The following is a 19606-nucleotide window of genomic DNA, read 5'->3' on the forward strand; positions in this document are numbered from 1 at the left end:
TTCCTGTTGTCAGCGCACGCCAGAAGCGCGGAGGTTCTGGGGCGAATAGGCAGCCGGGCTGGTCTGGTGCGTGAAGTCACGAGGTCGGTCTTCGTTGTCGAGGAACACGGCGTTGTAGCGTCCGGACTTCAGGTCGTAGTGCACGTCCGCACCGGTCCAGAACAGCGGCACCTCGTAGTACTGGATCGGCAGCGCCTCCGAGTAACGCCAGATCTTTCCCGCACCGTCGTAATGGTCCACCTGCAGGATCTGCCAGCTGTCCTCGTCCAGGTAGAACGTGCGTCGCGGATTGATATGGCGCATTCCCGGCTTCAGCGTGGCTTCCACGACCCAGACCCGGTGCAGCTCGTAGCGGAGCTTGTCGGGATTGAAATGGCCCGGCCGCACCAGTTCGTCGAGCTTGCTCAGCTTGGCCCGGTAGGCGTTGTAGGGCACGTACATTTCCTTCTTGCCGACCAGCTTCCAGTCGTACCGGTCCATTGCACCGTTGAACATGTCGTACATGTCGTTGGTGCGCAGGCCGTCGGATGCCGTCGCCGGGTTGTCGTAGGCGATGTTGGGCGCGCGCCGCACGCGGCGCTGGCCCGGGTTGTAGACCCAGGCCTGGCGCGGCGAGACCGCATCGTTGATGGAGTCGTGCACCAGGATCACCTGCCCGGCCAGGCGCGCCGGCCCGAGGACTTCCTGCTTGAAGTACGAACCGACGTTGTTGATGGTGTCCGAGGTGCTTCCCTGCTTGTCGTACGGCACCAGGAGGTCCTCGCGGATGCGCACCAGGTTGTAAGTGCCGCCGGCCGTGACCGGAGCCTGGTTGTCGAAGATCTGCGAGGAGAAGCCGCGGTACTTGAGCTTGTGATTCCAGACCGCCTCGGCGCCGGTGCTGGGCGCGCGAAAGGGAATGCCGCCGCCGGTGCAGCCCTGCACACCGGCGCTGTCACCGACCCGCTTGCAGGCAGCAGCATTCTTCGCCGTTGCGTCGTATACCCACTGCGGAAACGCGGCCGTGCGGTGGCTCGGGTAGACGTCGACCCGATAACTCCTGTAGCGCGCCAGCATCGCCCGCAAGCCCGGCGACAACCGGTCCTGGTATTTGTCGGCGTTGGCCGCGGTGATCTGCAGGACCGGTTTCTCGGAGGCGAACGGATCGGGATGGTGGCGGCGTGGCTGATAGCCGGGTTGAGGCTTGGCCAGGCCACCGGTCCACGGCGGTATGGAACCGTCTGCGTTCGCGCCTTGTTCGGCCCCCATGGGCGTCGCGGCAAAGGCCGCGCCCAGCACCAGCAGGCCGCCCCCGACAAATGCCGCGCAAAGTGCGCTCGACTTCCGAAGATTGATGCTCATCGCGGTGTCTCCCATCAGAATGAGTACTTCACGCTGGCCGACGCGAAGTCGCGATCGGAAGTCTGGTTGTAGGGTTCGGCGCCACCGAAGGCGGTGTAGCTGATGTCGAGGACCCAGCGGTTGAGGTAGTTGGCTTCCATGCCCACGGTCAGCGACATGCGCCCCTCCAGGAAGTTGCCGCCTGGCCCGGGCGTGGTGCCCTGGACGTCGTGGTTGAGGCCGATGCGCGGCCCCAGGTTGACCGGACCGCCCAGCACCGAGTTGAAGTCGGCGCGCGCGGCGACGCGGTATCCCCACGAGAAATCCGTGGGCAGTCCGGCGCCGGGCAAGGTCTGTGCATTGCGCAGGCAACCGGGCGTGGACAGGCCCGTGCCTGGAATCAGTGGCGTGCTTCCGGTTCGCGGATCCGGCGAACCGAACGTGCCGACGTCGGCAATGGCGCAGCCACCGCCGGTGTCGGTGCCCTCCCCTTCGAAGCGCAGGCGCGACCGGTCCGGCAGGTTGTTGATCAGCGTTGCGCCGATCTCGCCGACCAGCGCGATCTGGTCGGCGCCGAACACTTCGCCGAATACCTTGGTGAATGTCGACTGCAGCTGGCTGGCCTCATACCTCCCCCAGCCGCGGACGTACTGCCCCGCGGAGAACTGCCCGAGCTGGCTGACGAACCGCGCCGCAGGCGGAACCGGGCTGCCGGGCGGTGTCAGCGGCGACAGCGTGGCCAGCAGCAGCTCGACGTCGTCGTACTGCAGCGGCAGGTTCGGCCGGTAGCTCGCCTCGCCCTGGAACGCAACGCCCAGCGGCAGGTTGCTGTTCCAGCTCAGGCCATACAGATCGATGCCCTCGGGATATTCGACGATGACGCTGGCGCCGCGCACCGGCGCGCCGAACCCGCGCGAACCGGGCGTGGTGGCGGGCGCCGCGCTGGCGGCGTAACCGGAGATCAGCGGCAACCGGCTGTGGTAACGCAGGTAATAGAAGCCGAATTCGGTATCGCCCAGTTCCGGCACCAGCCAGCGTGTGGCGGCGCCGAACTGGCCGTTGTCGCTGGCATTGTTGTTGGGCCCGCGCCGGTAAGAGGCCGCGCAACCGGTACCAACCAGCGCCAGTGCCTGCTGGCGGATCACCGCGTCGGACGTGCCCGCCGGCAACCGGGCGCGCAACGTGTCCGCGTAGGCGCCGACGCGATCGCTCTGCGCCCAGCCATCGGCAGTGCCGTTGCAGACCCGGGAATACAGCTCGGGATTGTCGACCGGCTGCGGCACCGTGCCCGTCCCGAGCATCGCGTAGGTGCCACCGGGAGAGGCGAAGTCGTTGCTGCTGAAATACGTCCCGGACGGATCGACCTCGATTTCCTCGAACTCGCCCAGCACGACACCTTCGATCGAGAGATTGTCGGTCACCTGGAACGACGCCCACAGCGACTGCACCGGCAGGAATGCTTCCTTCAGCTCAGCGCCGGCCACGCGCAACGCCGACAGGTCGACCGGGTTGATCACGTTGATGCCGTTACTGATGAAGGTGCTCTCGCCCCAGCTCACGACCTGGCGTCCCACGCGCACGCTGGCCGTCTTGCCCTCGCCGTAGCCGAAGTCCCTGTAGACGAAACCATCGAGGACGCGGAAGCGCTCGCCGACGCGGCTGCGCGCGATACGGGTCAGGTCCTGGCGGTCGTCGTTCTGGAAATCGTGGAGCCAGGTGGCGCGCGTGAACGCGCCCCATCCACGCCACTCCAGACTCAGTTCGGAGGTGACCTTGAGCGCGCTGGAGATCAGGTCGCCCCTGTCGTACTTGCCGTTGCCGTCGTCGCGGTTCACAGAAAAACTGCCAGGCGCGGCCACCTGCGCGGGGCTGCCAGGAAATGACGACGCCCCCAGCGTGACGTTCTGCCGCCCGATCAGCGGATTGATCGTCGCCTTGCCTGCCAGCTGCGGATCTCGCCCATGGCCGCGCACCGAAGCACCATAGGAAACCGTGGTGTCGAAGCTGCCCTCAAGTTCGCCGTTCTGGAAATCGATGGCATGGGCGAGGGGGAGATCGAGCAGGGCGATCACCACGGCCATCGACAACGTTGCGCGACGCATGAGCGCCAGATTGCCCGAAGTACGCATGTCGTTCCATCCTTGGAAAATGTCGCCTGTGTGCCGGTCCGGGTGTCAGCTGCTTCCTTCAGCCACAGCGATCTCCTCGCGCCAGATGTTGTCATCTCGCCAGAACCGGTCCTTGCGCCAGCAGTCGGGGAGCCCGCCCGCGGTGGAGCCGATCACGCGCCGGAGCAGCATCTTCAGCACCTGGGCCTCGCGATGGTCGAGGTCGCGCACGGCATCGCCCTCGGCCGACTTGCCGAATGCAAGCAACTCCATCGCGTAGCGGCGGCCGTCGTCGGTGAAGCACACCACCGCCTCGCCACCTCCGTCCGTGCTCACGACGCTCACCAGGTCGCGCTCGATGAGTTCGGCGATGTCGGCCTCGCCCATCTGGTAACCGGTCATGGCCACCAGCTTGCCGAGATCGTCGATCGTCCTCCCCTCGCCCATGCTGAGCACCGTGAGGATGGTGTAGTCGAGGTCGCGCAGGCCGTGCTCGCCGAGGCTCTTCTTGATCGGCATCAGCAGCTGGTAGAAGGCACGACCAAGCAGGAAACCCAGCCAGTCGTTGCCAATGCCCGCACCGGCGCCGGCCGCTTCATCGGACTTCTTCAGCAGCAAGCCGTAATTGCCGCCGTGAAATATCAGCGGCGGCCGGTGGAAGGTGTCGAAGGCCACGACCTCGCCGACGAAGATGATGTGGTCGCCGCCGTCGTACCTGTAGGCAACCCGGCACTCGAACCTGGCCGAGCAGCCGTCGAGCAGGGGCACATCACCGTGACCGCGCGCCAGATCCATGCCTTCGAACTTGTCGACGCCGCTGCGCGCAAACCGGTTGGAGGTCGACTCCTGGTCCGCGGCCAGGATATGCACCGCGAAGTGGCCGGCGCCGGAGAATGCATCGAGGCTGGTGGACGTCTTGTCCAGGCTCCACAGCACCAGCGGTGGATCCATCGATACCGAGTTGAAGCTGTTGGCGGTCAGGCCGCAGTCGTTGCCTGCCGGGCCGCGCGTGGTCACGATCGTGACACCCGTGGTGAACGCCCCAAGCGCGCGACGGAATTCCCTGGAGTCGAAGGTTGAATCGAAGCTGGAGTCGGAGGAGGTCATGTCGGTCTCCTGGGGCGATCAGCCGCGAGCGGTCAACAGCGGCATCACCAGGCGACCGAAGCGCTCGGCTTCCTCGTGATGCGGGTAGCCCGACAGGCAGAATCCGCTGCAACCGACGTCGATGAAATCCTGCAGTTGCCTTGCCACCTGCGAGGGATCGCCCACCACCGCCACGCCCGCGCCGGGACGGACCTCGGTGATGCCGGTCCACAGGTGCGGCGTCATCTTGCGACCCACCGTCTTCGACAGCTCCCGCTGGCGCTGGTTGGCCACCGAGCCGCTGGAACCCTCCAGCGCCTTGACCAGCGCCTTGCCTTCTTCACCGACGCCCGCAATCAGGTTGTCCGCGGCTGCCCAGGCGTCCTTCTCGGTCTCGCGGCAGATGATCTGCAGCCGCATCGAGAAGCGGATCTCGTCCTCGCGACCGTACCTGGCGGCACGCGCCCTCATCTGCATGATCTCCTCGCCGATGCGCTCGGGGAAATCACCCCAGAACAGGTGCTCGCTCGAATGCCGGGCCGAGATCTCGGCGGCCTGCTCGGAACCGCCGCCGAGGAAGAACGGCGGATGCGGTTGCTGCGCGGGGCCGGGCGTGATCCGCGGCCCGGCAACGCGATGGAAGCGACCGTCGAAGGCGACGCTTTCCTCGGTCCACAGCCGCTTCATGAGGACGACTTCTTCCTCCAGTTGCGCGTAGCGCTCTTCCTTGGATTCGAACTGTCCTTCCGCCCGCGCATCCTTCTCGCTGATGCCGGCGATGAGGTTGAGCAGCACGCGTCCGTTGGACAGTTGATCCAGCGCGGCGACCATCTTTGCCTGCGCGACCGGATGAATGTACCCGGGCTTGATCGCGACCAATGTCTTGATGCGTTTTGTCCTTGCCAGCAGGAACGATGCAACCATCCACGCGTCCCAGCAGAACGGCGTGACCGGGACGAGGATGTAGTCGAAGCCGGCGTCCTCCGCCGCTATCGTGACCCGCTCGAAGTGCTCGAGCGACTGCGGGATGGTCATGGCAGGATCGCCGAACGCGCTGGTGTCTCCGAGCGTCGGGCAGAACCACCCCAACGAAACCGCGTTTGCCGCGTTGGCCGCGCCGGCCTGTACTGCACTGCTTCCTGTCATCGATGTCTCCTCGCCTGATGCTGAGCTGGGCAGGACTGAATCTCTCAACGCCAGGGCTCACAAGTAAAATGAAATGTCCGAATCCATCGCATGCGTAAACTGAATGTCGACAACTTCGATCTGAACCTGCTTGCGGTGTTCCTGCGCCTGTGGGAGACACGAAGCGTGACCCGCGCGAGCGATCGCCTCGCATTGACGCAGCCGGCAGTCAGCCATGCGCTCAGACGCCTTCGCGATGCGCTTGGCGACGAACTGTTCGTGCAGAGCAGGAACGGGCTGGTGCCGACCTCACGCGCGCAAACCCTGATCGGCCCGGTCACGGACGCGCTGGCGAAGCTGGGCGTTGCGCTGCAGGAATCGGAGCCGTTCGCGCCTGCGCTGGCGCGGCGTGAGTTCGCGATCGGCTGCGGCGATCTGGTCGAGTTCTCGATCGCACCACAGTTGCTCGAGGCGATCAGGCGCGAGGCGCCGGGCATCCTGATCCGGCTGGTTCCCGTCCCGGATGCGGAACAGGGCCAGCCGCTGCTGGAATCGGGCGAGATCGACGCCGTCATCGACGCCCAGGCCATCCGGAGTTCAGGCGTGTGCAGCGAGGCCGTGGCCGAGGTGAACGTGGCCACGCTGATCTGGAAACGGGAGAAGCTCGGCAAACGCCGCTTCCCGCTCGAACTCTTCCTCGACAGGCCGCACGTCGTCATCCGGACAGCGGACCGGCGTGGCACCGTCGTCGACCAGATGCTCGCGCAGCGGGGCTTGCAAAGGTCCATCGGCGCGGTGGTCCAGCACTTCCTCGCGATGCCGATCATCGCGGCCAGGACCGGCTTCATCTGCAACCTGCCCCGGCGCATGGGCACTACATTCGCCGAGTTGTTCGAATTGAGCGTGCACGAACCGCCACTGCCTTTTGCCTCGACAACGGCCTTCCTCTCCTGGCACAGGCGATTCGATGCCGACCCCGGCCTGGCGTGGCTGCTGCAGCAGATCCGGCACGCGGCAGCGGATTGAGGCTGCTCCACTTCGAGAATCAGACAGTTCTGATGTGGCAGTCAGCACCAGAGTGGTTGAATCCACCGCCCCCACAGGGCTGCCGGGTCCGCCTGGACCCGTTGGTTTCCCACACTCTGGATGTCCTTGATGAAGAAGACCTTGCTGTTCATTGCACTTGCTTGCGCGTCGGTTTCCGCCAACGCCACCGAAGCCAACGGCCTCGGCTACTCCAACGTCGAACTCGACTACATCTACAACGACGCACCCCAAGCGAACTACAAGGGCATCGGCCTGGCGGGTTCGTTCGAAGTGGGTGCAGGCTTCTTCGTCACCGGCAGCTACCGCGAGCAGAAGATCAACCACTTCGGCGGCCACAATGACGTCAACGAGTGGTCCCTCGGCGGCGGCTTCGCCACCGGGCTGAGCGAGAACCTCGACTGGGTCACCCAGGCCGCCTATGTCGAGAAGGATGCCAACCTCAGCGTCGGGCAGTTCCAGATCAAGAACGCTCCGAACCGCGTCAGCGACGATGTCGCCGGCTTCCGTGTCAGCAGCGGCCTGCGCGGTCGCATCGCGCCGAAGCTGGTCGGCCATGCCTACCTGGGCTACCAGGACCTGGGCGACGTCCGGGAGTCGCTGGGCTCGTTCGAGCTCGATGGCAACGTCTACGCTGACCTCGGCCTGGAGTACCACTTCACCGACCGCTGGGCTGCGACCACCTCGGTGACCCTGTCCGAAGGTGTCACCGAGTACCTCGGCGGCGTGCGCCTGTCGTTCTGATCACGGGCTGGCGCACTGCCAGCCAACATGCAGGGAGCCCGGCATGTGCCGGGCCCTGCCTCGACTATCGCGAGGCAGTCACCGGCGCCGCGGTCCGCTCGCGCATGCGATAGCTCACCATGCCGGCCATCTCGTACAGGGCCGTCTGCGACTTCTCGACGCCGGATGTCTGCGGCAGGAAGTAGCCGATGCCACCGGCCGGCATGTAAGACGAATCGCTGGCTTCCACGCACGGCTGGAAGCCGGCGGCGCGGAACGACAGCAGTGCCCGCGGCAGGTGCTCGGCCGAGCTGACCAGGCGGATGCGCGCGGGTAAGGTGCCGCGCAGGGCCATCGCACTTTCCCAGGTGGTCGTCGAATCCGATTCGGTGCGCAGCACGGTCGATGGCACGCCCCAGTCGCGCGCCAGACTGGCGAGCACCGCGGACTCCTTGATCCGGAACGGGCCGCCACCGGCGATCACCAGCGGGGTACCCGGGCTTGATCGCCACAGCGAAACCGCGCCAAACAGACGCCGCCAGCTGGCCAGGGTGAGGGCGGCATAGTCGTCGTCGGCACGCGGCTCATCGTCGAGGCCGCCGGCGAGCACGACAATAGGTGTACCTGGCGCCTGGCAGCGCGCATCGTCGGGCAGTTGCGATTCGACATGGCCCAGCAGGGCATTGCCGCCCAGCGGCATGCACAGCACCAGCACCGCCATGACCAGGACAACGCCGATCGCACGCAGCGCGGTGCCCATCCGTGACCAGCCCAACAGCAGCACCGCCGCCAGCAGCAGGCCCCAGGTGATCGGCGAGAGCAGGATCAGGTGCATGGCGCCAGAGTCTTGCATGAACGCGCAAACGGCGCGACCACAGGCCGGCGCCGGCCGCGAAGTCCGTTGTCAGGGGTGTACCGGCTGTTCGCCTCTCGCGCATCCCTGCCCCCGCTCCGGGAACCATCATGCCCGCTCAACCGCGCCCTCTTCCGCTCCGGCTCCGCTGGCTTCTGATCCTGCTGTCGCTGCTCGCCGGGTGGGGCCAGGCCGCGGCGGCCACGACCTACTACGTCCGCACCGACGGCGGCGACGACAAGCAATGCAACGGCCGCGCCGACGCGCCCTACCCCGGCAGCGGCAGCAAGCTCGATTGCGCCTGGAAGCATCCCTTCTACGCATTGCCGACCAACGACCGCCCACGCATCGAAGGCGGCGACACGCTGATCATCGGGTCCGGCGACTACATGATCGGCTGGGGCGCCCCCAGTGCCGGCGACGACAGTTCACGCTGCTATGAAGAAGCCCCGTACGACTGCTATCCGGCCGCGCCGCCCAGTGGTCGCAGCCCCGATGCGAAGACGCGCATCCTCGGCCAGGGCTACGACACCGGCTGCAAGGCCCCGCCCAAGCTGTGGGGCACGCAGCGACTGGACATCGTCCTGAACCTGCAGAAGACCGACAACGTCGAGGTCGGCTGCCTGGAGATCACCGATCGCAGCGACTGTGTGGAATTCCACACCGACGACAACGTCCGCTGCGAACGCGACAAGTCGCCCTACGGCGACTGGGCGTCGGTGGGCCTGTACGCCAAGCACTCGCGCAACGTCTGGCTGCATGACCTCAACATCCACGGCCTGTCCGGTCGCGGCATCATGGCCGGCGCGCTGACCGACTGGACGGTCGAACGGGTACGCATCATCGCCAACGGCTGGGCCGGCTGGGACGGCGATGTCGGCGAGGATGAGAGCTCCAACTCCGGCGACATCATCCTGCGCAACGTCGAGATCGCCTGGAACGGCTGCGCCGAGCGCTGGAAGACCGGCGAACCCTATGCGTGCTGGGCGCAGGAGAACGGCGGCTACGGCGACGGGCTGGGCACGGCGCGGACCGACGGCCACTGGCTGGTCGAGGACTCGCGCATCCACCACAACACCTCCGACGGCCTCGACCTGCTCTACACCGACGGGTCCAAGACCGCGACCGTGGTGGTGCGGCGCACGTATGCGGCGGCCAACGCCGGCAACCAGATCAAGACCGCCGGCAACGCGCTGATCGAGAACTCGGTGATCATCGGGCAGTGCGGCTACTTCCACGACAAGTTCGACATGACCTGGAGCGACATGTGCCGGGCCATGGGCAATGCGCTTTCGATCGGCATCGGCCGCAACCAGAAGGCCATCGTCCGCCACAACACCATCACCGGCGAAGGCGATTGCCTGATCCTCACGTCCGGCGGCGATGAGTCCTCGCGCGTGGACATTCTCGACAACGCCCTGGTCGGCCAGCCCGACTTCCTCGCCAACGGCGAAGACAAGAGCGGCGAACTGACCTGCGGCCACTACGCCGACGAGAGCAAGGCGATCGTGAACTTCTCCGGGAATGCCTTCTGGAACGTCAAGGACGACCAGTGCTTCAAGGGCAACCTGTGCGGGCGCAATCCGCGCCTGACCGGCATGGACATGGCCGGCTTCGATGCGGTGCCGCTGGCGGGAAGCCCGCTGATCGACGGCGCGTCACAGTCGACCGATGCAGGTGTCGACTACCTGCACCACACACGCCCGTCGGGCGCGGCCGCCGATATCGGCGCCATCGAGGTCCAGGGCGGCAAGACCGCGGCCCCGGCAGCGGCAGGCGGCGGCGCAGCGACGCCGCAACCGTCCACCGGCCCCGCGCCGGAACCGATCGGCCCCGACACGGTCGCGCCGCCACAGGCTTCGGCCAAGACCATCGGCTCGATCGTGATTGCCTCGCTGCTGACCGCCGGAATCTTCGTTGCCCTGCGCAAGCAGCGCGCACGTTACGGGTAAGCCGCGGCCCGGTTACCCCGCCAGCGATTCGCCAGTGCCCTGCGGCGCCTTGCGCCCCATCGGCAGCATCGCGCGCAGGCGCGGATCGAGCAGCAGCAGCGTCGCCAGGTAAGGGCCACCGATCAGCAGGCCGGCGCCGATCAGGCGTTGCCATCCAGGCCGCAGCCCCAGGTGCAACGAACCCCATGCGCAGATCGCGGCGACCACCGCGGCGACGCCCGCCACCGCCAGCGTGCGCCGGTCCGGCAGCTGGCGCAGTGTCGGCGACACCAGCATGCAGTGGCCGATGCCGGCGACAAAGGAGCTGGCCACCGTCGCGTACGACGCGCCCATGAACCCGTACCTGGGGATCAGGACGAAGTTGAGGGCGGTGTTGAGCAGCACGGTCGTGCATCCCAGGGCGAACACCGTGCGGGTGCGCTTCTCGAGCATGAGACCGTAACCGCATACCAGCATCACCGGCAGCACGGCATTGGTCGCGCCAATGACTGCAAACACCGGCCCGGAGGCGGCCTTGCCGGCGCCGCTCAGGGCGATGATGACGTCGGTGCCCAGGCACAGCAGCGCAATGGAGATGCCGACCGCGGCGTAGGTCATCGGCAGCAGCATCTTGAGCTTCAGGGCGCGCACCGCCGCCGCGTTCTCGGTGACGAACAGCCGGTTCGCCATCGGCGTGAACGACTCGAACACGGTGAGGTTCATGAACATGTGGACCTGCATCGCCAGGCCTGCACCGATGCTGTAGATGCCGACCACCGCGAAGTCGCCCGACAGCCCCTTGAGCATCAGCCGGTCTACCGAAACCAGCGCCACCGACAGCATCTCGGTCGCCACCAGCGGCATGCCGAACGCCATCGATTGCTTCAGCGAGCCTGGATCCAGGGCCTGCCGCGAGAATCCCAGATTGCGGTGGGCCCAGAACACGTAGAAGGCGATGCCCAGCAGCGCAGACACCAGCTTGCCGGCATAGGCGACCAGCGCGGTGTGCTGGATCGCCACGACCGCTCCGACCATCAGCAGCAGCTGCAGATAGCGCCAGGCGATGCGGGTGAACATCACCGTCCGCGAGCGCTCGGTGGCGCGCAGCACGGTCTCCACCAGGCTGCTGTAGACCATGGCCGGGATCATCAGCATCGCCATCCAGAACACCGGCGACTGGGTCGCGCCGACGAACCAGTCGGTGACGACGATTCCGGTTCCGGTGAGCACCCACAGCACCAGCGACACCAGCAATGGCAGGTAGAACAGGTTGGTCGCGAACGCGCGCACCGCGGTGCTGTCACCGCCGTGCGGGTAGAAGCGCAGGATCGAATGCTGGGCACCGAGCTTGGCGATCGCCACCGCCATCAATACCCAGGTGTCGTAGTAACCGAGGATGCCGTACTGGGTGTTGTCCAGCAGCCGGGTCATGATCGGGAACGACACCAGCCCGGCCAGCAGCACCAGGATGTTGGCCGAGGAATAACGCAGGTAATGCTTGCCGATGCCGGGAGATTCGCTGGCCATTGCCGTCACTGTCCCGCCGGCCCGAACTGCGACTGCATCCAGCCAGCGATGCGTTCGATCAGCACGCGGCGATGCTTGCGCAGGTAGAAGGTGTGGTCGTACTCGCGCCAGAACTCCAGGCTGACCTGGGTGGACGCCGCGGCACTGCCAAGGCAGGCGGCAAGCTGCGCGCGATGGTTGAAGTACGGGTAGGCGCCGCCAGTGAAGACGAACAGCAGGCGCGCATCGCGCGCGACCATCGTAGACAGCATCCGCACCGCATCCGGACGCGACGGAAAATCCCGGTAATCCGCCAGCGATGGCGCACCGCTGCCGCGCGAGCGCAGGTAGCGCAACACCTTGCCCGGATGCAGCAGGCGCGGCAGCACGTGGCGCAGCCAGAAGCCCACGGTCGGATAGGCCAGACCGTCGATCAGGATGGTGCCGGCGACGCGTGGATCGGCCGCCGCCACGTGGAAGGCGTCATCGGCACCCGAGCACAGGCCGCACAGCACGAAGCGGTAGACGCCGGTGTTCTCGGCGAGCACGCGCATCGCCGCATCGACCTCGCGACGGCGGCGGTCGCTGGTCGCCTGCCCCGGCAAGGCGCTGTCGCCGAGCCCGGACTGGTCGAAGCGCAATACCGGAATGCCCTGCGCCGCGAGCCTGCGGGCAAGTTCGACATGGCCGCGGAACGGGCCGACATGGCGGGTGATGCCGGCATTGAGCAGCAGCACGCCCACGCGCGGTTTAACCGCCTTGCCCACGTGGCTGATCACACCGACCAGGCCATTGCCGAACTGCACCACGCGCTCGCCGGTGTCGAGCGGTTCGACGTTGTCACCTGTGATCTTTACTTGCAGGTTCATCGCGCCACCCCTGCGGCCAGGCGCTGTCCCAGCTGCGCGACACTGCGGCGCGGGTAGGCCTGGCTGCCAAACTGCCGGGGCTCTTCCCAGGCAGGTTGCTCGGACGGTTCCAGTTCGATCACGTCGACCTCGACTGCATTTTCCTGCTGGGTCCGGATGAAGCGTGCGGTTGCATCGCAAGCCTGCCACTGCGCCAGGCGCACGCGGCTGCCGCGTGGCAAGGGCGTGGCCGTGACGTCGAAGGATGACCACGTCGCCAGCGTCTGCGCATCGACGCGGAAACCCAGCAGGTCGTCGGGATCGGGTTCATGCCGCGCATGGGCGTAGCGGCCGCTGTCGTACAGCTGGGCGTGATGCTGGCGACGCCAGGAGTCGACCACATCGGCGCCGACCAGCTGCGGATCCCACAACACCACGTCCACCGGCTGCACCAGCGTCGGCAGATAGGACAGCAGCGGCAACGCGGCACTGCGCAACGCCAGCCAGGTGATGCGATCGCCACCACTGCGCCCGGACAACAGCCGCCGCGCGGCGTCGAGGTCGTCGAACAGTCCGGCCAGACCGAGCTCGGGATCGGCGCCGGCGGAATCGCCGCTGCCATACCAGTCGAAGCACAGCGCGGTTGCGCCCGTAGCGGCCACCGATTCGGCCACCGACCACAGCGCGCGATGCGTGCGGATGCCTTCCTGCAGCAACGGCGCGCACAACAGCATCGAGCCGCGCCCGGCATCCTGCGCGGCATGTGCATGCAGCAACCCGAACAGGCGGCGGTCGGCGCCGCCGAACAACACGGGGCCGCTGCTCACCGCTGCGGCTTCGTCGATGGCGATTGCGTTCATGCCGGTCACTCGACGATCCCCGTGCGCAACAGACGCTTGACCTGGCGCGCCATTCGCGAGGCGACGCCGCTTTCCTCCTGGCTGCCGGCCGAAGCCGGCAGCTCGGCGGCGATCTGCGCCAGGCTCTGCGTCGCCAGTCGCATCAGCTGGATTCGCACGCCGGTCTCCTTGGCGACGCGGCTGGACATCTGCACCGCGAGCATCGAGTTTCCACCCAGGTCGAAGAAGTTGTCCGCATGGCTGACCTCCGTGCCCAGCAGTTCCTTCCACAGGCCACGAAGGTAGGCGCAGCGCGGGTCGGCTGCGTCTATGGCGGCGGTGTCGGTCACCGACTCGTCGTTGCCGGGATCGTCCAGGCCGGACAGCGCCAGTGCAGCGAGATCTTCCGTGGCGCCAGCCTGGGCACGGACGATGGTGGCGCCCAGCGCCCGCGCCAGCGCCGGCGCTTCGACCAGGCCGCGGTGCGAGCCGGGAATGGCGATGATGCGGATCGAGTCGACCAGCGACTCCCAGCCCAGCGCCGGTTTGTCGCGCAGGTGCGCGGGCTGTTCGTTGGCGCGGAACAGCACCACGGCAGCCGGATAGGCCTGCACCGCATAGTTGACGTAGGCGCGGGTGTGCACCGCCTCGAGCTCGGCGTAGCGGATGTCGTGCGGAAGCGGAGCACCGCTGAGGCGTGCCTGCTCGGCGTGCTGGCGCAACTGCCGGGCCTGGATGCGACGATTGACCGCATCGCTGATCGTGGCGATGCGTTCACCGAACGATTGCCCCTGCATGCGCTGGCGCAAGCGGCGCACGCGCGCGACCAGTCCATTGCGCACACTCTCGCGGTAGCGGCTGCCGAACTCGGCGGAGGTATCGATGAGTGCGAGCAGCCCGACCCGTTCTCCGGCGGCGACCAGTTGCTGCGCCATCTCATAGGCGATCATGCCGCCCATCGAGCCGCCGGCCAGATGATACGGACCGTGCGGTTGCAGCTGACGGATCTCGCGCACATAGCGCTCGGCCATGGCCTGGATGTTCTCCAGCGGCGCCGTCCGGCCGTCGAGCCCGAGCGCCTGCAGGCCATGGATCGGGAACCCTTCCGGCAACGCCTCCGCCAGGGCGCGATAGTTGAGGACGTTGCCGCCGACGGCATGCACCAGGAAGAACGGCAGGCCATCGCCGTGCGTACGGATCGGCACCAGCGGCGCCCACGGGTCCGGGCGCGCGGATGCGTTCTCCTCGCCTTCGGCATGGGCGCCGGCATGGCGGTAGGCCAGTGCCAGCGCGCGCACCGTGCGCGCGCTCAACAGCGTCGCAAGCGGCAGGTTGATGCCGGTCTCGTGGTTGAAGCGGTGGAACATCTGCACTGCCTGCAGCGAATGGCCGCCGAGGGTGAAGAAGTCGTCGTCGGCGACGATGCGCGGGTTGCGCAGCAGGTCGCGCCAGATCTCGAGCAGGCGCGCGGCCAGCGGATCGAGGTCTTCATCGTTGGCCGCAGCAGTCAATGCGACCGCCCCGGCCGGTGGTTCCTGCGCGGCAGGCGCATCGACCGCGGCCTCCGCGGCTGGCCGGCCGAACAGCAGCGGCTGGCCGTCGTCGAACGTGGTCAGCGCTTCCAGGGTCATCGCCGGATCGCGGCCGATGCGCTCGAGAAGTTGCAGGTAGCGGCTATAGAGCAGGTCGGCGGTTTCGGCGTGGAAGATGTCGGCGTTGTGCATGAATCCGCCCGACAGGCCTTCGTCCTGCTCCACCAGCCACATGCCCAGGTCCTGGGTGGCGCCGGTCTGGAACACCGGGAAGCGCCCGTGCTCCAGCGGCCCCCAGTGGGTCACGCGCTTGCGGATGTCCTGGAACGAGAACAGCGCGTGGTACAGCACCGCGCCACCTTCGCGGCTGCGCATGCTCAACTCGCGCACCAGGTCCTCCAGGCGCACGTCCGGATGGCCGAAGCTGTCGAGCACCATGTCCTTCACCCGGGCCAGCGCCTGGGCGAACGTCATCGATGCATCCAGCTCCACCCGCAGCGGCAGCAGGCTGGTGAAGTAGCCCATCAGCGGTTCCACTTCGGCGCTGTTGCGGCCGCGCACCGGTGTGCCGACGATCAGCTCGCGCAGTCCTGATGTGCGGCTGACCAGGGTGAAGTACGCGGTCAGCAGCACCATGAACAGCGTCGCATCGAGCTTCAGCGCGGCGGCGTGCAGGGTCTCGGTGGTGGCGCGCGAGACATTGACGCGTCGCGTGACGCCGCGACCGGACATGCCCGGTCGCCGCGGCAGGTCGGTCGGCAATGCCTCCACGCCCTGCCCCGCGCCGCCGAGGCGGTCGCGCCAGAACGCCAGCTGCTTCGCGTACTCGCTGCCCTGCAGCCACTGCCGGTGCCAGACCGAGTAGTCGAGGTAGGTCACGCTGAGTTCGGGCAGCACCGGTGCGCGGTTCTCGACCTGCGCCTGGTACAGCTCGGACATTTCGGTGTACATCAGGTCGAACGACCAGCCGTCCCAGATCAGATGGTGCGGCATGAAGAACCACACGTGTTCCTCCGCGCCCAACCGGAACAGGCGCGAGGCGATCAACGGCGCCTGGTCGAGCCGGAACGGCTGCTTGATCAGCGTATCGAGGCGCTTCGAGACTTCGCCGTCGCGGACGTCGTCGCCGAAGTGGCTCAGGTCCTCGACCTCGCGGATGTCCAGCGCGACATGATCGTGCACGACCTGCATCGGTTCGCCATCGACCAGCTCGATGGACGTGCGCAGCGCCGACTGCCGCTGCAGCATCGCCTGCACGGCGCGCTGGAACGCCTCGGTATCGAGCGGACCACGCAGGCGGTGCGCCGACGGCGTGTTGTAGGTGATCTGGCCCGGGTTGAACTGCTCCAGCAGGTACAGGCGTTCCTGCATCACCGACATCGGGCCGTGCGACTGGTCGGCCAGGTGCACGATTGGCTCGCGCACGATCGCGCCTTCGCCGCCGTGCTCGCGCTGGTAGGCGTCGACCAGGCGCGCCAGCTTCGCCACCGTCGGGCCGTCGAACAGCGCCCGCAGCGACAGCGCGATGCCCAGTTCCTTGTTGAGTCGCGAAGTCAGCTGCGCCGCCAGCAGCGAGTGGCCGCCGAGCGAGAAGAAATCGTCGTCGACGCCGAGCTCGGCCACGCCCAGCACCTTGGCCATGGCCTCGGCGATGGTGCGTTCGAGCGGGTTGCGCGGTGCGATGCGCTCCCCGGCGGCGCGCGCGCTCATGTCGGGCACCGGCAATGACTTGCGGTCGATCTTGCCGTTGGGCAACAGCGGAATCGCATCGAGCAGCATCAGGTGCTGCGGGATCATGTAATCGGGCAACGAGCCGCGCAGGTGCGACAGCAGTTGTGCCTCGTCGACCGCGTGCCCTTCGGCAGCGTGCCCTTCGGCAGCGTGCCCTTCGGCGGCGACGACATAGGCAACCAGGCGCACGTCGCCGGGGCGGTCCTCGCGCGCGGCAACGACCACGCGCGCCACACCCGCATGGGTCGCCAGCAGTGCTTCGATCTCACCCAGTTCGATGCGGTAGCCACGGACCTTGACCTGGAAATCCAGGCGGCCCATGTGTTCGAGCACGCCGTCCTGGCGCCAGCGACCGCGGTCACCGGTGCGATACAGCTTCGCGCCAGGGGTCTTGGCGAAGGGATCGTCGATGAAGCGCTCGGAGGTCAGTTCGGCGCGATTGAGATAACCCAGGGTGACGCCATCGCCACCGATCCAGATTTCACCGGGCACACCGAGCGGGCACAGGCCGCCCTGCGGGTCGAGGATCCAGACCTGGGTGTTGGCGATCGGGCGGCCGATGTGGATGTCGGCCGGCTTGCCCTGCGCCGATGCGACGACGTGGGCGCAGGTCGACCACACCGTCGTCTCGGTCGGGCCGTAGACATTCCACAGCGAACCGCAGCGCTGCAGCAGCTGCGCGGCCAGGTCGGCCGGCAGGGCTTCGCCGCCGCAGAGGATCTTGAAGTTCGTGTCGCCTTTCCAGTCCGCGTCCAGCAGCAGGCGCCAGGAGGCCGGCGTGGCCTGCATGATCGTCGCCCCGCTGCTGCGCACCAGTTGCGCCAGTGCAACGCCGTCGGTGGCGGTGTCGCGGTCGGCCAGCACCACCTGCGCGCCGACGCTCAACGGCAGCAGCAGTTCGAGCACGGCGATGTCGAACGACAGCGTCGTCACCGCGACCAGCCGGTCGCTGTCGACGATGCCGGGCTCGCGCTGCATGCTGGCCAGGAAGTTGCTGACCGCACGGTGCGGCACCTGCACGCCCTTGGGCCGCCCGGTCGAGCCGGAGGTGTAGATCACGTACGCGATCGATTCCGGCTCGGCCGCCATCGCGTCACGACCCAGGCGCTCACCCGGCAGGCTTTCCAGTTCGTCTTCGAGCGCATCGAGCGCAAGTACAGGCCTGCCGCGCAGGTCGAAATTGCCGGCATGGGCCTGCTGCGTGAGCAGCGCCGCCAGGCCGGCATCGCCGGCCATGTAGGTCAGGCGTTCGGCCGGGAAGTGCGGATCCAGCGGCACGTAACCGGCGCCGGCCTTGAGCGTGCCGAGCAGGCCGGCCAGCATGTCGACACCGCGATCGAGCACCAGCCCGACCAGCGAGCCACGCCGCACGCCGCGACTGCGCAGCAGCTGGGCGATGCGGTTGGAGCGGTCCTCCAGTTCGGCGTAGCAGACCGCGCGCCCGTTGAAGATCAGTGCGGTGCGGCCGGGGGTGAGATCGCACTGCCGCTCGAAGTACTCATGCATCCGGCACTGCCGGTCGAATGCACTGGGCTCCGGTTGCAGCGCATTGAGCTCGGCGTAGGCGGCGGCGTTGACCACCGACAGCGCGCTGGCATCGGCATCGGGCCGGGCCACGGCGTCGCGCAGCAGCGATTCGTAGGCGGCCAGCCAGCGGCCGACGGTGTCGGCGTCGAACAGGTCGCTGTTGTACTGGCACTCCAGGCGCATTCCGCCCTGGGTCTGCACGGCATTGATGAAGATTTCGAAGTTCTCGAAACTGCGCGCGTTGTTGCTGAATTCCAGGGTCAGGCCCGGGAAGCCGGCGGTCTCGCGTTCCAGCGCCTGGTCGATGTTGAACATCACGCTGCACAGCGGCAGGCGCCCCGGGTCGCGCTCGATCCGCAGTTTGCTCAGCAGCGTGCCGAACGTGTAGCGCTGGTGGTCGATGGCGTCGAGCAGGGTCGACTGGGCGTCATCGAGGACCTTGCCGAAGGCATCCTTGGCCTCGATGCCGAAGCGAAGCGGCAGCAGGTTGACGCAGTGGCCGACCAGCTGGTCGTTGCCGTCGACCGATTGCCCGGCCGCCGGGATGCCGACCACGACCTCGTCCTGCCCGGCCAGGCGTGAGAGCACGCAGGCGAAGCCGGCCAGCAGGGTCGCGAACAGGCTGACGCCACGGCGTGCGCCCATGCGGCGCACCGCGGCGACCAGTTCCGGGTCCAGCAGGTGGTCCTCGCGGCGCGAGGCGAAGCTGCGCCGGACCGGACGCGGCCGATCGGTGGGCAGGTCGAGCACGGGTGCGCCGCTGGCAAAGCGCGACAGCCAGTAGGCCTCGTCGCCGGCAGCGGTCGCGCTGTCGGGGTGGATCGCCTGCGCCAGCGCGTATTCGGAGAACGCTACCGCCGGCGCGATCGGCGCGACCGGGGCGCCACAACGGCTGCCGTACAGCTGGCCCAGGTCCTGCACGATCAGCCACCACGACCAGCCGTCGCAGACGATGTGGTGCGCGGTCAGCAGCAGGACGTGGTCGTCTTCTCCCAGGCACAGCAGTTCGGCGCGGAACAGCTCGCCGTGGGCCAGCTCGAATCCGGTTTCCACCGCGAGGCGCTGCCGCTCCAGGCGCGCCGCATCGCGGGCTGGCGGCGCCAGCGCCGACAGGTCGATGACGGGCAGCGGCAGTTGCGCCACTTCGCGCACGCACAGCGTTTCGCCATCGGGGCCGAAGTTGGAGCGCAGTGCGTCGTGGCGTTGCAGCAGATCGCCCAGGGCGGCGTGCAGCGCGGCACGATCGAGGCGGCCGCGCAGATGCAGCGACACCGACTCGTTGAACGCGAGCGTGGCGTCGTCGCCGAGCTGGGCGGCAAGCCAGACTTCGCGTTGCGGTTCGGTGGTGGGTACGACGCGATCGAGTACGCCGTCAGCGAACGGATCGTAGTCGACCGTATCGCTGGGCGGAGTCTGCACGATGGCCGCCATGC

The 19606-nt window shown here is 67.4% G+C and carries 12 protein-coding genes; 3 read left to right on the forward strand and 9 right to left on the reverse strand.

Going from position 1 to position 19606, the window contains the following annotated elements; translation table 11 throughout:
• Positions 1–9 precede the first annotated feature (9 nt).
• From AB4Y64_RS02335 to AB4Y64_RS02350, 4 genes are read right to left on the reverse strand one after another with little or no spacing between them, the layout of a single operon-like run.
• Complete coding sequence (locus AB4Y64_RS02335; RefSeq protein WP_441814833.1) at positions 10–1341, reverse strand: DUF1329 domain-containing protein; 1332 nt, start codon at positions 1339–1341, stop codon at positions 10–12.
• Between the two features lie 14 nt (positions 1342–1355).
• A complete protein-coding gene (locus AB4Y64_RS02340; RefSeq protein WP_441814834.1) occupies positions 1356–3449 on the reverse strand; it encodes a DUF1302 domain-containing protein in 2094 nt (697 codons plus the stop codon).
• Positions 3450–3494: 45 nt separating this feature from the next.
• Positions 3495–4535: a flavin reductase gene (locus tag AB4Y64_RS02345; protein ID WP_441814835.1), complete on the reverse strand. Its 1041-nt coding sequence runs from the start codon at positions 4533–4535 to the stop codon at positions 3495–3497.
• 18 nt (positions 4536–4553) lie between these two features.
• Positions 4554–5660: an LLM class flavin-dependent oxidoreductase gene (locus AB4Y64_RS02350; protein ID WP_441814836.1), complete on the reverse strand. Its 1107-nt coding sequence runs from the start codon at positions 5658–5660 to the stop codon at positions 4554–4556.
• A gap of 90 nt (positions 5661–5750) precedes the next feature.
• On the opposite strand from AB4Y64_RS02350, the gene AB4Y64_RS02355 reads away from it, so the two are divergent.
• The gene (locus AB4Y64_RS02355; RefSeq protein WP_441814837.1) at positions 5751–6665 is read left to right on the forward strand and encodes a LysR family transcriptional regulator; all 915 of its coding nucleotides are present in this window, start codon (positions 5751–5753) and stop codon (positions 6663–6665) included.
• Between the two features lie 129 nt (positions 6666–6794).
• A complete protein-coding gene (locus AB4Y64_RS02360; protein WP_441814838.1) occupies positions 6795–7427 on the forward strand; it encodes a hypothetical protein in 633 nt (210 codons plus the stop codon).
• 64 nt (positions 7428–7491) lie between these two features.
• Here AB4Y64_RS02360 and AB4Y64_RS02365 read toward each other — a convergent pair whose 3' ends face one another.
• Positions 7492–8259 carry a YdcF family protein gene (locus tag AB4Y64_RS02365; RefSeq protein ID WP_441814839.1) on the reverse strand — a complete coding sequence of 256 codons (768 nt, stop codon included), beginning with the start codon at positions 8257–8259 and terminating at the stop codon, positions 7492–7494.
• 110 nt (positions 8260–8369) lie between these two features.
• Between AB4Y64_RS02365 and AB4Y64_RS02370 the strand changes: the two genes are divergently transcribed.
• Positions 8370–10211, forward strand: a complete 1842-nt coding sequence (locus AB4Y64_RS02370; RefSeq protein WP_441814840.1) for a choice-of-anchor Q domain-containing protein — start codon at positions 8370–8372, stop codon at positions 10209–10211.
• A gap of 12 nt (positions 10212–10223) precedes the next feature.
• On the opposite strand, the gene AB4Y64_RS02375 is transcribed toward AB4Y64_RS02370, so the two are convergent.
• The 4 genes from AB4Y64_RS02375 to AB4Y64_RS02390 are packed head-to-tail and all read right to left on the reverse strand — an operon-like array spanning position 10224 to position 19604.
• Complete coding sequence (locus tag AB4Y64_RS02375; protein ID WP_441814841.1) at positions 10224–11717, reverse strand: oligosaccharide flippase family protein; 1494 nt, start codon at positions 11715–11717, stop codon at positions 10224–10226.
• Positions 11718–11722: 5 nt separating this feature from the next.
• Positions 11723–12565, reverse strand: a complete 843-nt coding sequence (locus AB4Y64_RS02380) for an alpha/beta hydrolase (protein ID WP_441814842.1) — start codon at positions 12563–12565, stop codon at positions 11723–11725.
• Positions 12562–13404 carry a hypothetical protein gene (locus AB4Y64_RS02385; protein ID WP_441814843.1) on the reverse strand — a complete coding sequence of 281 codons (843 nt, stop codon included), beginning with the start codon at positions 13402–13404 and terminating at the stop codon, positions 12562–12564. Before AB4Y64_RS02385 ends, AB4Y64_RS02380 begins: the two co-directional genes overlap by 4 nt.
• 5 nt (positions 13405–13409) lie before the next feature.
• Complete coding sequence (locus AB4Y64_RS02390; RefSeq protein WP_441814844.1) at positions 13410–19604, reverse strand: amino acid adenylation domain-containing protein; 6195 nt, start codon at positions 19602–19604, stop codon at positions 13410–13412.
• Positions 19605–19606: the final 2 nt, after the last annotated feature.

Source organism: Lysobacter sp. TAF61 (assembly GCF_052113485.1).
Lineage (GTDB): Bacteria > Pseudomonadota > Gammaproteobacteria > Xanthomonadales > Xanthomonadaceae > Lysobacter_J.